Here is an 18,896-nt window from a genome sequence, read left to right as displayed (position 1 = left end):
TCTATTCGTTGATAAGATCCAGTTCCACTTTAAGGTTATCTATAATAAACTCCTGCCTGTCGGGCGTGTTTTTTCCCATATAAAAACTCAGGAGTTCTTCAATACTCATATCCTTATCGAGCATCACCGGATCAAGCCGAATATTATCTCCAATAAAATGCTTGAACTCATCAGGTGAAATTTCCCCAAGTCCCTTAAATCGTGTTATTTCCGGCTTTCCTGAAAGTTTTGCAATAGCATCCTTTCTCTCCTGTTCACTATAACAATAAATAGTCTCTTTTTTATTCCTTACCCTGAAGAGTGGCGTTTGCAGAATATACAAATGGTTCTCTTTGATCACCTCGGGGAAGAATTGTAAAAAGAAAGTGATAAGCAATAACCTGATGTGCATTCCGTCTACATCGGCATCGGTAGCAATCACGATATTGTTATACCTAAGGTCTTCCATAGACTCTTCGATATTCAATGCCGCCTGCAGCAGGTTAAATTCCTCGTTTTCGTATACAATTTTTTTGCTAAGCCCGTAACTGTTCAGCGGCTTACCTTTTAAACTGAAAACAGCCTGAGTATTCACATCTCTTGATTTCGTGATCGATCCACTCGCCGAATCTCCCTCGGTGATGAAAAGTGTACTTTCAAGATATCTTTCTTTTTTGCTGTCTCCCAGGTGAATCCGGCAATCTCTTAATTTTTTATTGTGCAGGCTTGCTTTCTTAGCCCGGTCTTTTGCCAGTTTCCTAATACCCGAAAGTTCCTTTCGCTCCCTTTCGGCCTGCAGGATCTTTCGTTGCAGCAAATCGGCTGTTTCAGGATTTTTGTGCAGGTAATTATCCAGCTGGGTCTTTAAAAAGTCATTGATGTATGTTCTAACAGTGGGAAGGTCTCCACCCATGTCTGTAGAACCAAGTTTGGTTTTGGTCTGGCTTTCAAAAACCGGCTCCATAACCTTTATACTTATTGCTGAAACTATGGACTTCCTAACATCACTGGCCTCAAAATTCTTTCCGTAGAATTCCCGAAGCGTTTTTACCACAGCCTCTCTAAAAGCCGCAAGGTGCGTTCCTCCCTGGGAAGTATGCTGCCCGTTCACAAAAGAATGGTACTCTTCGCTGTACTGGGTTTTACTGTGGGTGATCGCCACTTCAATATCATTACCTCTAAGGTGAATGATGGGATAAAGCCGATCATCTTCATTAATGCTATCAGATAAAAGATCGGCCAGGCCATTTTCTGAATAGAATTTTTCCCCATTGAACACTATTGTCAACCCCGGATTGAGGTAAACGTAGTTCTTCAGCATTTTTTCTATATACTCAGAACGGAATTTGTAGTGCTTAAAAATAAGCTCATCGGGGGTAAAAGATACTTTGGTACCTCTCCTTCTTGAAGTTTCATCCAGCTCCTCTTCATTGATCAGGTTCCCCTGTTCAAATTCGGCCGATTTAGAGCGGCCATCACGGGTAGACTCTACCCTAAAATTGCTGGAAAGGGCATTAACTGCCTTTGTTCCAACCCCGTTGAGTCCTACCGATTTTTTAAAGGCACGGGTGTCATACTTTCCTCCCGTGTTCATTTTAGAAACCACGTCAACCACTTTTCCTAACGGAATTCCACGCCCGTAATCACGTACGATGACCCTTTGGTTCTGTACAGAAATTTCTATGGTTTTCCCTGCGCCCATCACGAATTCATCAATACAGTTGTCTATAACTTCCTTTAAAAGAATATAGATACCGTCATCGGCGCTGGAACCATCCCCGAGTTTCCCAATATACATCCCGGGTCGCATACGAATATGCTCTTTCCAGTCGAGCGAACGTATATTGTCTTCGGTATATTTAGTTTCTTCGATCATAGCTGTTTCCTGCGGTTTCGTGGCTAATATAAGCTTTCCCCAAAAAAGTTGAAACCTTCGGGGTACAAAATAATTAACAATTGTTTCACAACTGTGGGTTCAAGGTTTTAAGTTTAAAGTTCCAGCTCGCAATCCAAAAAAATCCAGGGTGTGAACCCTTCTGAAATATCCTTTTACAAAGTGAAAAATTCAGACTTATTAATTCCAGATTCAGGATTAACGGTCTTCGTAAAACACCTGTCAAAAATGACATTTTTGATAGGTGTTTTTCCTGTAAAATCTTCCATTACTAAAAAGACCTCACAGGTTTCCAAAACCTGTGAGGTCTAATATTTTCTATAGTCTACCGTCTACCGACTATAGACTATCGACTAACTAAACGTTGAACCTAAAATGCATCACGTCCCCGTCTTTTACGATGTATTCCTTCCCTTCTACCCGCATTTTCCCGGCTTCTTTCACTTTTGCTTCGCTGCCAAAACTTACATAGTCATCATAAGCAATAACTTCAGCCCGAATAAAGCCTTTTTCGAAGTCGGTGTGAATCACCCCGGCTGCCTGTGGCGCGGTAGATCCAACAGGTATAGTCCAGGCTCTCACTTCTTTTACACCAGCTGTAAAATAGGTTTGCAAATTCAGAAGTTTATAAGCGCCGCGAATTAACTTGGCCGATCCCGGCTCGTCAAGCCCGATGTCCTGTAAGAACATTTGGCGTTCTTCATAATCTTCAAGTTCGGTAATATCTGCTTCTGTACCCACGGCAAGCACCAGTACTTCGGCACCTTCCCCTTTCACAGCCTCTTTTACCTTATCTACATATTCATTTCCTGAAACCGCATCAGTTTCATTCACATTGCACACGTACATCACGGGTTTATCGGTGATGAACTGCAAAGGCCTTATAAATTCTGCTCTTTCTTCTTCTGTAAGATCTACAGCCCTAACCGATTGCCCGGCTTCCAAAGCATGTTTCACTTTTAAAAGCGCAGCCTCTTCTTTTTGAGCTTCTTTATTTCCGGTTTTAGCCGCACGTTTTACCTTTTCCAGCTTTTTATCGGCTGTTTCAAGATCCTTGAGCTGCAGTTCCATATCAATGGTTTCCTTATCTCTCACCGGATTGATATTACCATCAACGTGAACAATATTTTCGTTATCAAAACAACGCAATACATGAAGAATAGCATCGGTCTCGCGGATATTGCCAAGAAATTGATTTCCTAAGCCTTCTCCTTTGCTCGCTCCTTTTACAAGACCAGCAATATCGACTATTTCAACGGTTGCCGGAAGTACACGCTCCGGATTCACCAGAGATTCAAGTTTCTCCAGGCGCCTGTCTGGCACGTTCACCACCCCAATATTTGGCTCAATGGTACAAAAAGGAAAATTGGCACTCTGGGCTTTGGCATTTGAGAGGCAATTGAATAAAGTTGATTTTCCAACGTTGGGTAGTCCTACAATTCCGGCTTTCATATAATATTGTTTGATGCTCTTTTTGGCGGGTGCAAATATAGGTATATGAAATGGAATTTTAAGCCGCTCAAATCCATCTGATATCTTCGGAAGATTTAAACATCAAAATCCCTTTCAAAAATGGCATTTTTGACACCTTATTTTAAGTTGGTTTTAAAAATTTCTTCGGAAGTTTTTCAGGTATTTCGCCCCACCCGAAGCAGTATTGGAAAATTCACTTCCCCCACTTCCCCAAAACTCTTCTGAAGGTCTTCCTTCACAAGATCTACCGGATTCTGCTGATGCTCCTTTTGATAAGCCTTAACGGCCGACCAGGTGTTGAGATAGCCAATTAACCGCTCAAAACTCCAGTTTTGCTTCATTTCAATCTTAGGCGCTTCAATTTCCTGAAACGGAAACGGTATCGTGCGATACTTTTCTTCCAGGAAACGGCGCTCAGGAGACCAGAATGGTCCAATAACATCATTATAAAAATGCCTGATGATCTCATCAGTTTCGGCGTTACTTCTGAAGAGGGCGTATCCAAAAATGGCAATTACCGCATCCTTTTTTAGCACCCGTTTCACTTCGGAATTGAACTTTTCAAAATCGAACCAATGCACTGCCTGCCCCACCGTCACCAGATCGAAGTGTGCATCGGGAAAAATGGTATTTTCTGCAGCCTGTTTGGTGTAATGAATATTGGGTCTTTGCACCGCCTGAGACAATTGATTGATACTAATATCGGTGGCATAAACCTGTTCAAAAAAAGCAGCCAGCTCTCCCGCCACCTGTCCGTTGCCCGTACCACAATCCCAGGCCCGACCCTTTTCGCGGCAAAGCTTCCGAAGAAAGTTGTAGAGTTCTGCAGGATATCCCGGCCGGTATCGGGAATAATTTTGAGAATGAGAGGAAAAAAGGTCTTTCATAATATCACGAAGAAATAATCATAGGAATATTAAGAAAATTTTAGTAAATATGTAAAGTCATTCAAATTTCTTCCCTACAAGCCTGAGTGACAGTTATTCTTTTTGTATTTCTACTACGAAAAATATAAAAAAGAAAAAGCGACCCGCAAAGGCCGCTTTAAATGTTTTCACAACGGAATAATCCTTATTGTGAATTGCTTCAAAATTGTAAAACGAATATAGAACAAATATTTATATGAAAAAAATATTAGGGTTGGATTTGGGAACAACCTCTATCGGCTGGGCTTTAGTGAATGAAGCAGAAAGTGAAAAAGAAACTTCATCTATAATTAAAACCGGAGTGAGGGTTGTTCCTCTCTCAACCGATGAACAGATCAGCTTTGAAAAAGGACAGAGTATTACTATTAATGCGGATAGGACACTGAAAAGGGGGATGCGCAGAAACCTGGACCGCTATAAAATGCGTAGAAATGCTGTTGTAGATATCCTCAAGGAAATTAGCTTTATATCTGAAACTACAAATCTGGCTGAAGTGAATGAGAATTCAACTTTTTCTACCTATGCGGCCAGAGCCAAAGCACCAAATGAAAAGATTTCCAAAGAGGAATTTGCGAGGGTTCTTTTAATGATCAATAAAAAAAGAGGGTACAAAAGCAGTCGTAAAGCCAATAATGAGGAAGAAGGACAATTAATTGATGGAATGGCTATTGCAAAAAAGCTATATAATGAGAATCTCACCCCGGGACAATTATCTTTCCAACTTTTAAAAGATGGTAAAAAAACCCTTCCAGCTTATTATCGATCTGATTTACAAGCAGAGTTTGACACCATATGGGAATTTCAAAAACAGTATTATCCTGAGAGTTTAACTACAGAGCATCAGGAAAATCTCTATGGAAAAAATAAAGGAGATACGATTAAATACTTCGAAAAGACAATGGGCCTGGAACGTGCTGAAAATAAAGGTGCAGACAAAAAGCTCCAACCATATGAATGGCGGCAAAAAGCCATTAAAGAAAAACTGGAACTTGCTGAAGTTACATTTGTTCTTACTGAGATAAATAATCAAATAAATCAATCCAGTGGTTACCTGGGTGCTATTAGTGACCGTAGCAAAGAATTATTTTTTAACAATCTAACCGTAGGACAGTATTTATACAACCAGCTGAAAGAAGATCCTCATGCTTCTTTAAGAAATCAGGTTTTTTACAGACAGGATTATATTCATGAATTTGATGCTATCTGGAAAGAACAGGCAAAACATTATAAAGAGCTGACAACGGAAATTCGGGAACAATTAAGGGACATTACAATTTTCTACCAGCGGCGATTAAAGTCACAAAAAGGTCTTATTAATATCTGTGAATTTGAAGGAATTGAGCGAATAGTAACTATTGATGGTGAAAAAAAGAAAAAATTAGTAGGGCCAAGAGTTGCTCCAAAATCCTCTCCCGTCTTTCAGCAATTTAAAATCTGGCAGAATATTAATGCTATTCGAGTAAGCAAGCGTAATAATGAAACTGTTGTTTATGAACTTGAAGAGGAAACCAAAAAAGAACTTTTCAAAGAATTGAATTGGCTCAAACAAATGACCGATAAGATATTTCTTGAATGGCTTTTCAAGGATTCGGAGGATAATCCTAAAGAATGGAAACTCAATTTTAAGCATTTGGAGGGAAACAGAACGAATGCAGAGTTACTGGAAGCTTACAATAAGATTTTAGAGAGTGAAGGTTACGAGAAAGTAATTTTCGGTAAACTTCCTGCAGAGGATAACCTTTTAGCATTAAAAGAATGTTTTAAAACCATCGGCATAAATCCTAATATTCTCGATTTTAAAATTGACTTAAAAGGTGATGATTTTGCCCAACAACCATCATATGAATTATGGCATTTGCTGTATTCTTATGAAGATGATAATTCTCCTACTGGAACGGCCAGTTTACTTCAAAAATTACAGGATAAATTTGGTTTTAAAGAAGAACATGCGCGCTTGTTAGCTGGAATATCCTTTCCTAAAGACTACGGCAGTCTTAGTGCTAGGGCAATGCGAAAAATCATTCCCTATTTGCAAGAGGGTTTTACATATGATGAAGCCTGTTCACGTGCTGGATATAATCATTCCAATTCCATAACCAAAGCAGAAAATGAGTACAGGGAGCTGAAAGAAGAACTTGAAATTCTCAAGAAGAATAGTTTAAGAAATCCCGTGGTAGAGAAAATCCTTAACCAGATGATCAATGTGGTTAATGCCATTATTAAAGATCCCGAATTAGGAAGACCGGATGAAATAAGGATTGAATTGGCCAGGGAACTAAAGAAAACAGCTCAACAGCGTAGTGAAATGACCAATCAAATAGCTAAGGTCACAAAAGATTATCAGGAAATTAGAGAGCTTCTTAAAAAGGAATTTGGTTTAACCTATGTTAGTCGAAAGGATTTAATAAAATACAGGCTTTACAAAGAATTAAAAGCAACCGGCTATAAAACACTTTATTCTGGAACTTATATAAAACCTGAAGAACTTTTTACCAATAAATTTGATGTAGAGCATATTATACCGCAATCCCTTCTTTTTGATGATTCCTATTCAAACAAAACCCTTGAATTGCGCGATGTAAATCTTGAAAAAGGAAATGAAACGGCATTGGATTATTGTGAGCGTAAAGGCTGGTTGGAAGATTTCAAAAAACGTGTGGAGGATGTTTATTCCGCTGGAGATATTAAATATATGAACCGTAAGAAGCTTTTAATGACAAAAGCTGAAATTCCCGAAGGTTTCCTAAACCGGGATTTAGGTAATTCTGCATATATCGCCCGCCAATCTGCTCAAATTCTTTTAAATATTACAAGGAAAGTAAATTTAACTTCAGGAACTATAACTTCTAAATTAAGGGAAGACTGGGAACTGGTGGATGTTCTTAAGGAATTGAATTTTGAAAAATACAAAGCTCAGGGACTTACTTATACTGTGGAAAACAGACATGGCAAAGAATTAAACCGAATCACAGATTGGACCAAAAGGAACGATCATCGGCATCATGCTATGGATGCCATAACTGTAGCTTTTACAAAACCAGCCTATATTCAATATCTCAATAATATGAGCGGGAATAGCGATAAAGGTGGTGAGTTTTATGGGATTAAGGAAAAATATACATATCGAGATAAGGAAGGCGGCCGAAAATTCGTAAAACCATTTAATAATATTCGGCAGGAGGCAAAAAAGCATCTGGAATCAATATTAATCTCTCATAAAGCAAAGAATAAAGTCGTCACCAAGAACAAGAATAAGATAAAAGAAAAGGGTAAGGGAAATTTTAAAATCAAAACCGAACTTACACCAAGAGGGCAATTGCATAAAGAAACTATCTACGGAAGTTCCAAAGAATACACCACCAAACTTGAAAAGGTTGGAGGAACATTTGATACGGAGAAAATAAATACCGTTGCCAAAAAGAAGCATCGGGAGGCCCTGTTAAAAAGGTTAAAAGAATTTGATAATGATCCAAAAAAGACATTTACAGGGAAGAATAGCCTAGCTAAGAATCCGGTAAAATTAAATGATAAAGGAGCTACTTTGCCTGAGAAAGTAAATACAGTGAGTTTGTCTAACCGATTTACAATTAGAAAAAATATTACTCCAGATTTGAAAATAAATAAAGTAGTAGATGTTGGAATTAGAAAAATCCTTCAGAAGCGTCTGGAAGGCTTTGGAGGAAAACCCAAAGAAGCTTTTTCCAATTTAGATGATAATCCGATTTGGTTAAATGAGGAAAAAGGCATAACATTAAAAAGAGTTACTGTCACAGGAATAAGGAACGCTCAATCATTACACAACGCCAAAGATCATTTAGGTAAAGAAATATTAGATGAAAATGGAGATACTATTCCTGTGGATTATGTCGAATTGGGAAATAATCATCATATAGCAATTTATGAAGGTCCACAGGGAGAATTAGAAGAAGACGCAGTTTCCTTTTATGAAGCTGTAATAAGAAAGAATCAAGGGGAGGATATAATCAAGTATAATAACCAAAAAGGCTGGAAATTAAAATTCACTTTAAAACAAAATGAAATGTTTGTTTTTCCTTCAGAGGAATTTAATCCAAACGAAATTGATTTTTTTGATATAGAAAATCAAACTATGATTAGTAAAAATTTATTTCGGGTTCAAAGTATAAGCTCTAAGTACTACATATTTGCACATCATTTAGAAACAGAGCCAATAAATGGAGATACTTTCAAAAATAAAAAACAACTATCGGGGATAACTTATCAGTTTATTCGTACTGAAAAAAAATTAAAAGGTATTCAGAAAGTTAGAGTAAACAATTTAGGAAAAATAGTACAGGTAGGGGAATATTAGAATTAGAAAATAGATGATCAAACGCACCCTCTTTTTCGCCAATCCGGCTTACTTAAGCACCAAAAATGAGCAGCTGGTAGTTTCTTTTCCAGAAGAAGGGAAGGAAGAAAAGCGGGTACCCATCGAGGACATTGGAGTGTTGGTCCTGGAAAACCCACAGATCACTTTGACCAATGGCTTAATAACAAAGTTGATCCAGAATAAAGCCGCAGTGGTGAACTGTGACAAGCAACATCTCCCCTGCTCCATTTTACAGCCCCTGGTGGGGCATACAGAACAAACGGAGCGGTTCAGAAACCAGTTAAACGCCAGTTTACCGCTAAAGAAAAATCTCTGGCAGCAAACAGTAAGCGCAAAAATTGGCAATCAGGCTATGCATCTTTTCAGGAGAGGAAAAGAGCATAAAAAACTGGCGCGTTGGGCAACAGAAGTTAAGAGCGGCGATACCGAAAATCATGAAGCCATTGCCGCGGCTTTTTACTGGCAAAACATTTTTGATGTTAAAGGATTTAGCCGATACCAAAAAGGCATTCCCCCTAATAACCTGCTTAATTATGGCTACGCCATTCTGCGTGCTTTAACAGCCAGAGCTTTAATTGGCAGTGGGATGCTTCCGGGCGTGGGGATTTTTCACCGAAACAAATACAATGCATTCTGCCTGGCCGATGATATTATGGAACCCTATCGCATATATGTAGATGAACTGGTATATGAAATAGTGGAAAGCGGGGAAAAATTGGACAAGCTGAATACCTGTTTGAAAGCTGAACTTTTAAAAATACCGGCTATAGATGTCGTAATTGATGATAAGGTGAGTCCGCTCATGGTAGCTATGAGTCGAACCACCAATTCGCTGCAGGAATGTTTTGCGGGTATGAGCCGGAAAATTTTATATCCGGTTTATGAATAGATCCCGACTCAGCTCGATCTGACAATTGTCAGGCTACATTAGAATTGAGCAGAGTTCCATTTTATTAGTTTTAAATATGAAAGACCGTTTTTCACGTTTAAACCAATACAGAAGTATGTGGGTACTTGTATTTTTTGACCTGCCAACAGAAACCCGAACAGAACGAAAGGCTGCCACGCGTTTTCGGAAAAATTTATTGGATGATGGATTTGGCATGTTCCAGTTTTCCATCTATACCAGGTTTTGTCCAAGTCGTGAGAATGCGGAAGTACATATTAAACGTACCAAGAACAATTTGCCAAAAAAAGGGAAGGTTGGAATTATGCAGGTGACCGACAAGCAATTTGGGATGATCGAACTTTTCCATGGCCAAAAGGAGACTGAAACAGAACAACCTGTCCAGCAATTGGAACTATTCTAACAGATTTTACAAATAAAAATATCAGGTCGATCGGAGTCATACCCTCAATTTTATCCGTCATTTTTTAATCCTAATAAAAGACTTAAGGCACAGAATACCAGCTTTTTATAGCGGGTATCCTGTGAATCCTAAGCTAAAAATACAATTCTGAAAGCAATTCACAACCAGTAATAGGGTATTCCTTTGATGGATATTCCTGTGAATCCTAAGCTAAAAATACAATTCTGAAAGCAATTCACAACCGGAGACAGGAACAGCCTCAACTTCTAACCCCTGTGAATCCTAAGCTAAAAATACAATTCTGAAAGCAATTCACAACGGAAAAGTAGGTAATGGTTTTGGTTTTAACCCTGTGAATCCTAAGCTAAAAATACAATTCTGAAAGCAATTCACAACACTGGTTTTGAGATATACGATTACCTAAAACCTGTGAATCCTAAGCTAAAAATACAATTCTGAAAGCAATTCACAACCTAAAAAAAGTAATACTTTATTTGATGATCCTGTGAATCCTAAGCTAAAAATACAATTCTGAAAGCAATTCACAACCTCAAAAGTATTTCCAACCTCAGACGCTATCCTGTGAATCCTAAGCTAAAAATACAATTCTGAAAGCAATTCACAACTATTTAAACGAAAATCTTAAATATTGTGAACCTGTGAATCCTAAGCTAAAAATACAATTCTGAAAGCAATTCACAACGGTGGCATCCTCATTTACATGTTTTGTATCCTGTGAATCCTAAGCTAAAAATACAATTCTGAAAGCAATTCACAACAAAGAAGAGATACAGACTTACATGGATTGGCCTGTGAATCCTAAGCTAAAAATACAATTCTGAAAGCAATTCACAACAGAAACGCTTCCTATTAATCTGAAGGGGTTCCTGTGAATCCTAAGCTAAAAATACAATTCTGAAAGCAATTCACAACCTACGATCGTCTCATATATTCTTTATGCCGCCTGTGAATCCTAAGCTAAAAATACAATTCTGAAAGCAATTCACAACGGGAGTGGAGAAGCGCAAACAGTAAACGGGCCTGTGAATCCTAAGCTAAAAATACAATTCTGAAAGCAATTCACAACACTCCCTTTACTTCTCTGAAGTCTGCCTGGCCTGTGAATCCTAAGCTAAAAATACAATTCTGAAAGCAATTCACAACATGTAAAAAAATCCTTCTAACAACGTGATACCTGTGAATCCTAAGCTAAAAATACAATTCTGAAAGCAATTCACAACACAGGAATACCACTCCCGTTATCGGTTTCGCCTGTGAATCCTAAGCTAAAAATACAATTCTGAAAGCAATTCACAACCCTGTTGGGTACCTCTTATTTGCTTTTCTACCTGTGAATCCTAAGCTAAAAATACAATTCTGAAAGCAATTCACAACAAAAATGACGGACTACAAAAGAGCCTTTGTCCTGTGAATCCTAAGCTAAAAATACAATTCTGAAAGCAATTCACAACGGAGGTATACAAGGCGACACAGGAGACCCACCTGTGAATCCTAAGCTAAAAATACAATTCTGAAAGCAATTCACAACAAGAAGCATCCTATCCATAAAACCGTTTTCCCTGTGAATCCTAAGCTAAAAATACAATTCTGAAAGCAATTCACAACCTGGAACTTCTCTAACTCTTTGTAGTAATTCCTGTGAATCCTAAGCTAAAAATACAATTCTGAAAGCAATTCACAACTTTGGGTTGTTTGATCCCTGGTGAATCGTACCTGTGAATCCTAAGCTAAAAATACAATTCTGAAAGCAATTCACAACAGCAGGATCACTGATATTGAAACCGGGGAACCTGTGAATCCTAAGCTAAAAATACAATTCTGAAAGCAATTCACAACTGCTGTAGTAAGACCATTTTCAAATCCAAACCTGTGAATCCTAAGCTAAAAATACAATTCTGAAAGCAATTCACAACACTGAAGTTTCAAAATTTGTCTATGAATAGCCTGTGAATCCTAAGCTAAAAATACAATTCTGAAAGCAATTCACAACGAAGAACCAACTGAATTGCAAAAACTACAACCTGTGAATCCTAAGCTAAAAATACAATTCTGAAAGCAATTCACAACGGGGCGCACGTTGTCCAGGTTCCAATGAGCCTGTGAATCCTAAGCTAAAAATACAATTCTGAAAGCAATTCACAACATATTAAGAACGTAAAAAAACCCGTTAACGCCTGTGAATCCTAAGCTAAAAATACAATTCTGAAAGCAATTCACAACAAACCAAGTTGATGACCTACACGCCGTGTACCTGTGAATCCTAAGCTAAAAATACAATTCTGAAAGCAATTCACAACAACTACACCACCACCTACACCGTCTTCATCCCTGTGAATCCTAAGCTAAAAATACAATTCTGAAAGCAATTCACAACTAAGGGAGGCTCACAGGCCGGCACCACTTACCTGTGAATCCTAAGCTAAAAATACAATTCTGAAAGCAATTCACAACAAGCTTGGAGTTCGGGTATATGCTTTGAAACCTGTGAATCCTAAGCTAAAAATACAATTCTGAAAGCAATTCACAACGGCTGCAAGGTTATATTTACCAGCTGGCTATTTCGGTTCGAATTGTGCCAGTGATTTCGGTCGGTTAGTGCCAGGTATTTCGGTTTGAATTGTGCCACTTTTTGGCAATACTGAAAGTCATAACGGCTCAAATTGTGCCAGTCGTATCGGTTCGTTTTGTGCCACTTTGAAAGATCAAGTAATATCTTGTTGCAAAACTGTAATAAGATATGGCCAACACCCTTGATCCGATGGACTTAAAACAAATTATTACCTTGAGCCTGGATGGTTTTAGCAATCGTAAGATAGCTACCACTCTAGGCATCTCCCGCAACACGGTCAACAGCTATATGAAATTTTTCACGGCCAGTGACTATTCATTTAAAGAACTACTTTCCTTTGACAATGCACATCTGAGTGCGCTTTTTCCTTCACATACTACTATTGATAATGAGCGGCATGATGAACTGATGCTATATTTTGAGGGGGTCAATAAGGCCCGGAATCATCCTGGGTTTACTTTTCTGTACCATTATCAGGAATATGCGCAGCAGGCTTCCCAGCCGTACAGCTATACGCAGTTTATGGAGCATTATCGGCGTAAATATGCCAAGGTCAAAGGTTCCATGAAACTCGAACATGAAGCCGGTAATGAAATGTACATTGACTATGCGGGTAAAAAATTACATGTCGTTAATAAAGAAACCGGAGAAGTCATTCCTGTAGAGGTATTTATAGCAATTCTTCCCAACAGCTAGTATACTTACGTAGAGGCTAGCTTAAGCCAAAAACGGGAGGATCTTATTACTTCTTGTGGTAATGCATTACAGTTTTATGGAGGTGTTCCAAAAGCCATAGTCTCAGACAACTTAAAATCTGCAGTGACCAGAGCCAGCAAATATGAGCCGGAGATCAATCGGAGCTTTAAAGATTTTGCTCGCCATTATAACTGTGTGATCAATCCCACCCGCAGTTATGCACCGCAGGATAAAGCTCTGGTGGAGAATGCAGTGCATCTTGTTTATCAGCGTATTTACTATCCCCTGCGGGAGATGACCTTCTTCTCTTTACAGGATCTAAACCGGGAGATAAAGCGCTTACTTGTTGGCTATAATAATCTACTGTTCCAGCGAAAGGAAGCCAGCCGTAGAGAACTGTTTCAATCAGTAGAACGTGAGTACTTAAAACCCCTGCCAACATCTGCCTATGAAATCAAAGACTATAAACGGGCAAAGGTGCAAAAGATGGGATATGTATACTTCTCTCCAGATAAAAGCTACTACAGTGTTCCCTACCGCTACATCGGTAAAAAGACCCTGATCCATTATACCAAAACTGTGGTCGAGGTTTATTACAATCACGTTCGAATAGCCCTGCATCATCGAAATCCAAGTAAAGGAAGCTACAATACAAATACAGATCATTTAAGTAGCACCCATAAAGGTTATACCTCCTGGAGTCCTGAATACTTTAAAAACAAAGCCGCTCCTCACGGAGCTCACGTAGTGAATTGTGTAGAAAAGATACTTGCTGACAGTGAGTATCCTGAAACAGGCTATAAGCGGGTGATGGGCCTTATCCAGCTCCATAAGTCTTACGGTTCTAAAAGACTTGATAATGCTTGTAAAAGAGCTTTACAGGCAGATGCGACTTCTTATATGCGTATCAAGAATATCCTAAAGAACAACCTTGACCAAAGCTCTCTTTTTTATCAGGATCTTGAAGAAGATAAAACTCATATCCCATCCCATCAAAACATCAGAGGTGCCGCTGCTTATCAATAAATCATTTTAATCCAGAAATATGAATAACAATCAGACTATTGAAAAATTAAAACAAATGCGACTGGGGGCTATGGCTCAGCTACACCTTCAGCATGTAAAGAACAACCAATTAAACGATATCACTGCCGATGAATATCTGGCACTACTCACAGACCATGAGTGGGAGGATCGCCAGAACCGGAAGATAGATCGTCTTTTTAAACAGGCAAACTTTAGGCAGAAAGCAAGTCTTGCTGAAGTGAACTATTCTTCCAATCGTAACCTCGACAAGAACATGTTTGTTCGTCTGGGATCCCTGGATTTTATAGCTAAAAAGGAAAACCTTATACTGACCGGTGCCTCCGGAGTAGGCAAAAGTTATTTAGCACAGGCCTTAGGTCATCAGGCCTGCATGATGGAATATAAAACCATCTACTCAAACACTGCCCGTCTATTTAAGAAGTTAAAACTCAGTAAAATTGATGGAACCTATCTCAAAGAATTAAATAAACTACTTAAAGCAGATCTGCTCATCCTTGATGATTTTGGACTTCAAGCCTTCGACAATCATGCAAGAGAGACCTTAATGGATATAATCGATGACCGATACAATAAAACATCTACCATATTATCCTCTCAAATACCGGTATCTGCATGGTACGATATTATAGGGGAAGGAACTATTGCTGATGCAATCCTGGACAGGATAGTAAACTCCTCACATAGGATAGATCTCAAAGGAGAATCATTAAGAAAAGGAGTTCTGAAAAACGAGTAACATTAATTTTTTATATAATTGCATGATCTTTTAAAGTGGCACTGTTTGAACCGAAATCAGTGGCACGGTCCTTCCGAAATAGCCACCAGCGAAGTTCCTGTGAATCCTAAGCTAAAAATACAATTCTGAAAGCAATTCACAACGAGGTCAAAGATGGGTTAAGCCAAGAATTACCTGTGAATCCTAAGCTAAAAATACAATTCTGAAAGCAATTCACAACTGGTTTAGAATATACCCACTTACTTTTACCCCTGTGAATCCTAAGCTAAAAATACAATTCTGAAAAAGAATAAATTTAAAATCATAAAAATTCTACTTCAGCTAAAAAGCTTACTCCTTAAAAATAGCATTTTCAGCAGACTTTTTTCCGAAGAAGAAAAAGGGATCAAATGAGCAGCTTCAACTGATTTTCATCAGATTTTCACGACTTTTTAACCCAATGCGCCAAACAAACTTTTTTATATACCTTACTTTTGCACCAGAATTTGAAAACTATGAACAAAGGACTTTATATAGCGACTTTAGAGCCAAACAGTGGAAAATCTTTGATTTCCCTGGGCCTTATGCGGGCCCTGTTAGGGAAAACGGTCAAAGTAGCCTATTTTAGGCCAATAATCAATGAAGAAAAGCCGGGAAAACTCGATAACCACATCGATACCGTCCTTAAATATTTTGATCTTCCCATGTCGTACGAAGATTCTTATGCCTACACCAGGAATGAGGTCATTCAAAAACGCAACGAAGGAAAATCGGGTGAGATTATTGATACCATTATAAGGAAGTACAAAAAACTTGAAGAAACCTTTGATTTTGTGCTGGTAGAAGGCAGTGACTTTTCGGGTGAAGGCAGTGTTTTTGAATTTGACGAGAACGTAAATATCGCCAAAAACCTGGGCCTTCCGGTGATTATAATCGCCAGTGGTCGTGGCAAAACTAAAGAAAGCCTTATGGGAAGCCTGCAAATGGCCTACCAAACGTTCATGAAAAAGGATGTGCAGGTGATCGCTATGGTAAGTAACAAGATTGAACTTGAGAACCTTACTATTGCCACCAACGGCATGAGGGAATTTTTGCCAGATGATGTCGCTGTATTCGCCCTGCCTCTTATAGATATGCTTGCAAATCCAACCCTAAAGGAGATCGTGGAAACCCTTGATGGAAAGGTGCTTTTTGGGGAAGAGTTTCTCGACAACCAGTCGGGAAGCTTTAATGTGGGTGCCATGCAGCTACGGAATTACCTGAAACATCTCAAAAACGAAAGCCTGGTGATCACCCCGGGTGACCGTGCCGATATTATTCTTGGAGCCCTGCAGGCCCATATTTCCAGTAATTATCCGAGAATTTCGGGGATCATCCTCACAGGAGGATTAATTCCTGAAGATTCTATTATTAAATTAATTGAAGGCCTTTCTCAGGTAGTGCCTATTATTTCTGTAGAAGAAGGAACCTTTAGCGTGACCAACCGCGTGGGTGCTATAAATTCAAACATCTATGCCGACAGTACGCAGAAGATAGAGACATCAATCAGCACTTTTGAAAAATACATAAATATAGATCCTCTTATTGAACGTTTCTCGGGCATTCAGGCTAAGGGCCTTACCCCCCGCATGTTCCAGTACAGCCTTGTAAAACGGGCACAGCAGCAACGCAAGCACATCGTATTACCCGAAGGGACAGACGAGCGCATACTTACTGCTGCCTCCCGCCTCATAGCTATGGATATTGTAGATCTTACCATCCTTGGAGATCAGGAAGAGATCAAAAAGATGATCATGAACCTGGCTATTCCTGTAGACCTGGATAAGCTAAATATCATTAACCCTACTACATCTGACTATTTTGACGATTACGTAAACACTTTTTACGAGCTGCGTAAGCACAAAAACATCAATATGGATATTGCCCGCGACCTTATGAGCGATGTTTCCTACTTTGGTACCATGATGATCTACAAGGGGCATGCCGACGGGATGGTTTCGGGAGCGGCTCATACCACCCAACACACCATTCGGCCAGCACTTCAATTCATCAAAACAAAACCTGGGGTATCGGTAGTGTCATCGGTGTTCTTTATGTGTCTAGAAGACCGGGTTTCGGTATTTGGAGATTGCGCAATAAACCCGAATCCTACTGCCGAAGAACTGGCTGAAATATGTATATCTTCTGCAGAAAGCAGTAAAGCCTTCGGAATTGAGCCTAAAATTGCAATGCTCTCCTACTCCTCCGGAAGTTCAGGAAAAGGAGAAGATGTTGACAGGGTTCGCGAAGCCACTGAAATTGTGAAGGTGAAACGACCAGATCTTAAAATAGAAGGCCCAATACAATATGATGCTGCAGTTGACCTTAATGTAGGCCGAAGCAAATTACCGGGATCTGAAGTGGCAGGACAGGCAAGCGTGCTTATCTTCCCTGACCTCAACACCGGGAACAATACCTATAAAGCGGTACAGAGAGAAACAGGCGCATTGGCCATTGGTCCCATGCTACAGGGACTTAACCAGCCGGTAAATGACCTTAGCCGTGGTTGTACTGTAGATGATGTCTTTAACACAGTAATTTTAACAGCAATTCAGGCACAAGGACTTTAAATGTATAAGGTTTAAGGTTTAAAAGATAAAAATTTCAAATTCAGGATTGAGTACTCCACCTACAACAGGTAAAAAAATAAACTCAATTCTCAATACTAAATACTCATTACTAGATAAATGAAAAATATACTGATAATAAACTCCGGAAGTTCTTCTTTAAAGTTCCAATTGATCGAAATGCCTTCAGAGAAAGTGCTGGCTTCTGGATTGGTTGAAAGAATTGGACAGGCTTCAGGTAAAATACATTACAAGTCTGAAGCATTTTCCACTTCCGAAGAGATGGAGATAAAAGATCATTCTGTAGCATTAAAGGAGGTGACAAAACATCTTATGCACAATGACCACGGTGTGATACATGATCCTGCCGATATTCCTGCTATTGGCCACCGTGTGGTTCATGGAGGTGCAAGTTTCTCGGATACTGTGGTCATAGACGAAAAGGTAAAGCAGAAAATAGAACAGCTGTTTTCACTGGCACCACTTCACAACCCTCCAAACCTAAAAGGTATACAGGTAGCTGAAGAGATCTTTCCCCATGCTACCCAGGTGGCGGTATTTGATACAGCTTTTCACCAAACCATTCCAACCTGCGCCAGTAAATATGCCATTCCAAACGAGCTTTTTGAGAAGAAAAAGATCCAGATGTACGGATTTCATGGTACCAGCCATAAGTATGTTTCAGAAAAAGCCAATGAATATCTTCAAAAGGATCATTCCAAGATCATTACCGTGCATTTGGGTAATGGATGCAGCATGACAGCGGTAAAAGATGGAAAAAGTATAGATCATACATTAGGGTTTGGTCCTGTGAACGGCCTTATCATGGGTACGCGCAGTGGGGATATCGACCAGTCGGTGATTTTCTACCTCATTGAACAATTGGGTTACACTGCGAAAGAAGTCAGCGATCTGCTCCATCACAAAAGCGGAATGCTGGGGCTTACCGGCTACAGTGATCTCAGGGATATTGAAGACCAGGCTGAAAAAGGAAATAAGGAGTGCCAGTTAGCTCTTGAAATGAACGCTTACCGCATTAAAAAATATATTGGTGCCTATGCAGCCGCCATGAATGGGCTGGATGCAGTGGTTTTCACGGCCGGTATTGGAGAAAATTCCGACGTAATTAGGAAACTTGTGTGTACCGATATGGATTACCTGGGCCTCTCACTTGATGAAGAGAAGAACAGTGTTCGGTCAAAAGAAATGAGGAATATTGGGAAAGAAGAATCTAAAGTTAAGATCCTGGTTATTCCTACAAACGAAGAACTGGAAATTGCCAAGCAGACCATTTCTTTCGTATAAATAC

General features: G+C 39.3%; 11 protein-coding genes and 1 CRISPR repeat array. Of the genes, 8 read left to right on the top strand and 3 right to left on the bottom strand.

Going from position 1 to position 18,896, the window contains the following annotated elements:
• Window position 1: 1 nt before the first annotated feature.
• From VS868_RS15090 to VS868_RS15080, 3 genes are all read right to left on the bottom strand, one after another.
• Window positions 2–1,855 carry a DNA topoisomerase IV subunit B gene (locus tag VS868_RS15090; protein ID WP_266068634.1) on the bottom strand — a complete coding sequence of 618 codons (1,854 nt, stop codon included), beginning with the start codon at window positions 1,853–1,855 and terminating at the stop codon, window positions 2–4.
• A 375-nt stretch (window positions 1,856–2,230) separates the two neighbouring features.
• The gene (ychF, locus tag VS868_RS15085) at window positions 2,231–3,325 is read right to left on the bottom strand and encodes a redox-regulated ATPase YchF (protein ID WP_266068633.1); all 1,095 of its coding nucleotides are present in this window, start codon (window positions 3,323–3,325) and stop codon (window positions 2,231–2,233) included.
• A 176-nt stretch (window positions 3,326–3,501) separates the two neighbouring features.
• Entirely contained in the window at window positions 3,502–4,233 is a 732-nt protein-coding gene (locus VS868_RS15080) for a class I SAM-dependent methyltransferase (protein ID WP_345598549.1), read from the bottom strand.
• 235 nt (window positions 4,234–4,468) lie between these two features.
• On the opposite strand from VS868_RS15080, the gene cas9 reads away from it, so the two are divergent.
• The 8 genes from cas9 to VS868_RS15040 all read left to right on the top strand — a co-directional run bounded on the left by cas9 (window position 4,469) and on the right by VS868_RS15040 (window position 18,892).
• Window positions 4,469–8,602, top strand: a complete 4,134-nt coding sequence (cas9, locus tag VS868_RS15075; protein ID WP_345598548.1) for a type II CRISPR RNA-guided endonuclease Cas9 — start codon at window positions 4,469–4,471, stop codon at window positions 8,600–8,602.
• A 13-nt stretch (window positions 8,603–8,615) separates the two neighbouring features.
• A complete protein-coding gene (cas1, locus tag VS868_RS15070) occupies window positions 8,616–9,512 on the top strand; it encodes a type II CRISPR-associated endonuclease Cas1 (RefSeq protein ID WP_345598547.1) in 897 nt (298 codons plus the stop codon).
• Window positions 9,513–9,588: 76 nt separating this feature from the next.
• Window positions 9,589–9,933, top strand: a complete 345-nt coding sequence (gene cas2 / locus VS868_RS15065; RefSeq protein ID WP_345598546.1) for a CRISPR-associated endonuclease Cas2 — start codon at window positions 9,589–9,591, stop codon at window positions 9,931–9,933.
• A 118-nt stretch (window positions 9,934–10,051) separates the two neighbouring features.
• Window positions 10,052–12,482: a CRISPR direct-repeat array (repeat unit 47 nt; unit sequence CCTGTGAATCCTAAGCTAAAAATACAATTCTGAAAGCAATTCACAAC).
• Window positions 12,483–12,691: 209 nt separating this feature from the next.
• Window positions 12,692–13,219 carry a sigma factor-like helix-turn-helix DNA-binding protein gene (locus VS868_RS15060; protein ID WP_345598545.1) on the top strand — a complete coding sequence of 176 codons (528 nt, stop codon included), beginning with the start codon at window positions 12,692–12,694 and terminating at the stop codon, window positions 13,217–13,219.
• 123 nt (window positions 13,220–13,342) lie between these two features.
• Window positions 13,343–14,245: a hypothetical protein gene (locus tag VS868_RS15055; RefSeq protein ID WP_345598544.1), complete on the top strand. Its 903-nt coding sequence runs from the start codon at window positions 13,343–13,345 to the stop codon at window positions 14,243–14,245.
• A 19-nt stretch (window positions 14,246–14,264) separates the two neighbouring features.
• Window positions 14,265–15,002 (top strand): IS21-like element helper ATPase IstB, encoded by a 738-nt coding sequence (istB, locus tag VS868_RS15050; RefSeq protein ID WP_345597689.1) that lies wholly within the window; start codon window positions 14,265–14,267, stop codon window positions 15,000–15,002.
• 494 nt (window positions 15,003–15,496) lie between these two features.
• Entirely contained in the window at window positions 15,497–17,590 is a 2,094-nt protein-coding gene (pta, locus tag VS868_RS15045) for a phosphate acetyltransferase (RefSeq protein ID WP_345598543.1), read from the top strand.
• Window positions 17,591–17,707: 117 nt separating this feature from the next.
• Window positions 17,708–18,892 (top strand): acetate kinase, encoded by a 1,185-nt coding sequence (locus VS868_RS15040; RefSeq protein ID WP_266068627.1) that lies wholly within the window; start codon window positions 17,708–17,710, stop codon window positions 18,890–18,892.
• The last annotated feature ends 4 nt before the right edge of the window (window positions 18,893–18,896 follow it).

Origin of the sequence: Salinimicrobium sp. 3283s (assembly GCF_039602225.1) — a bacterium.
Taxonomy (GTDB): domain Bacteria; phylum Bacteroidota; class Bacteroidia; order Flavobacteriales; family Flavobacteriaceae; genus Salinimicrobium; species Salinimicrobium profundisediminis.
Note: the sequence above shows the minus strand (reverse complement) of the source record. Positions and strands in the feature narration are given on the sequence as shown.

What these genes read in the sequence shown, in the direction of transcription:
- VS868_RS15090 (WP_266068634.1), bottom strand. Translation starts at nt 1,855, where the DNA reads ATGATCGAAGAAACTAAATATACCGAAGACAATATACGTTCGCTCGAC.
- ychF (WP_266068633.1), bottom strand. Translation starts at nt 3,325, where the DNA reads ATGAAAGCCGGAATTGTAGGACTACCCAACGTTGGAAAATCAACTTTA.
- VS868_RS15080 (WP_345598549.1), bottom strand. Translation starts at nt 4,233, where the DNA reads ATGAAAGACCTTTTTTCCTCTCATTCTCAAAATTATTCCCGATACCGG.
- cas9 (WP_345598548.1), top strand. Translation starts at nt 4,469, where the DNA reads ATGAAAAAAATATTAGGGTTGGATTTGGGAACAACCTCTATCGGCTGG.
- cas1 (WP_345598547.1), top strand. Translation starts at nt 8,616, where the DNA reads ATGATCAAACGCACCCTCTTTTTCGCCAATCCGGCTTACTTAAGCACC.
- cas2 (WP_345598546.1), top strand. Translation starts at nt 9,589, where the DNA reads ATGAAAGACCGTTTTTCACGTTTAAACCAATACAGAAGTATGTGGGTA.
- VS868_RS15060 (WP_345598545.1), top strand. Translation starts at nt 12,692, where the DNA reads ATGGCCAACACCCTTGATCCGATGGACTTAAAACAAATTATTACCTTG.
- istB (WP_345597689.1), top strand. Translation starts at nt 14,265, where the DNA reads ATGAATAACAATCAGACTATTGAAAAATTAAAACAAATGCGACTGGGG.
- pta (WP_345598543.1), top strand. Translation starts at nt 15,497, where the DNA reads ATGAACAAAGGACTTTATATAGCGACTTTAGAGCCAAACAGTGGAAAA.
- VS868_RS15040 (WP_266068627.1), top strand. Translation starts at nt 17,708, where the DNA reads ATGAAAAATATACTGATAATAAACTCCGGAAGTTCTTCTTTAAAGTTC.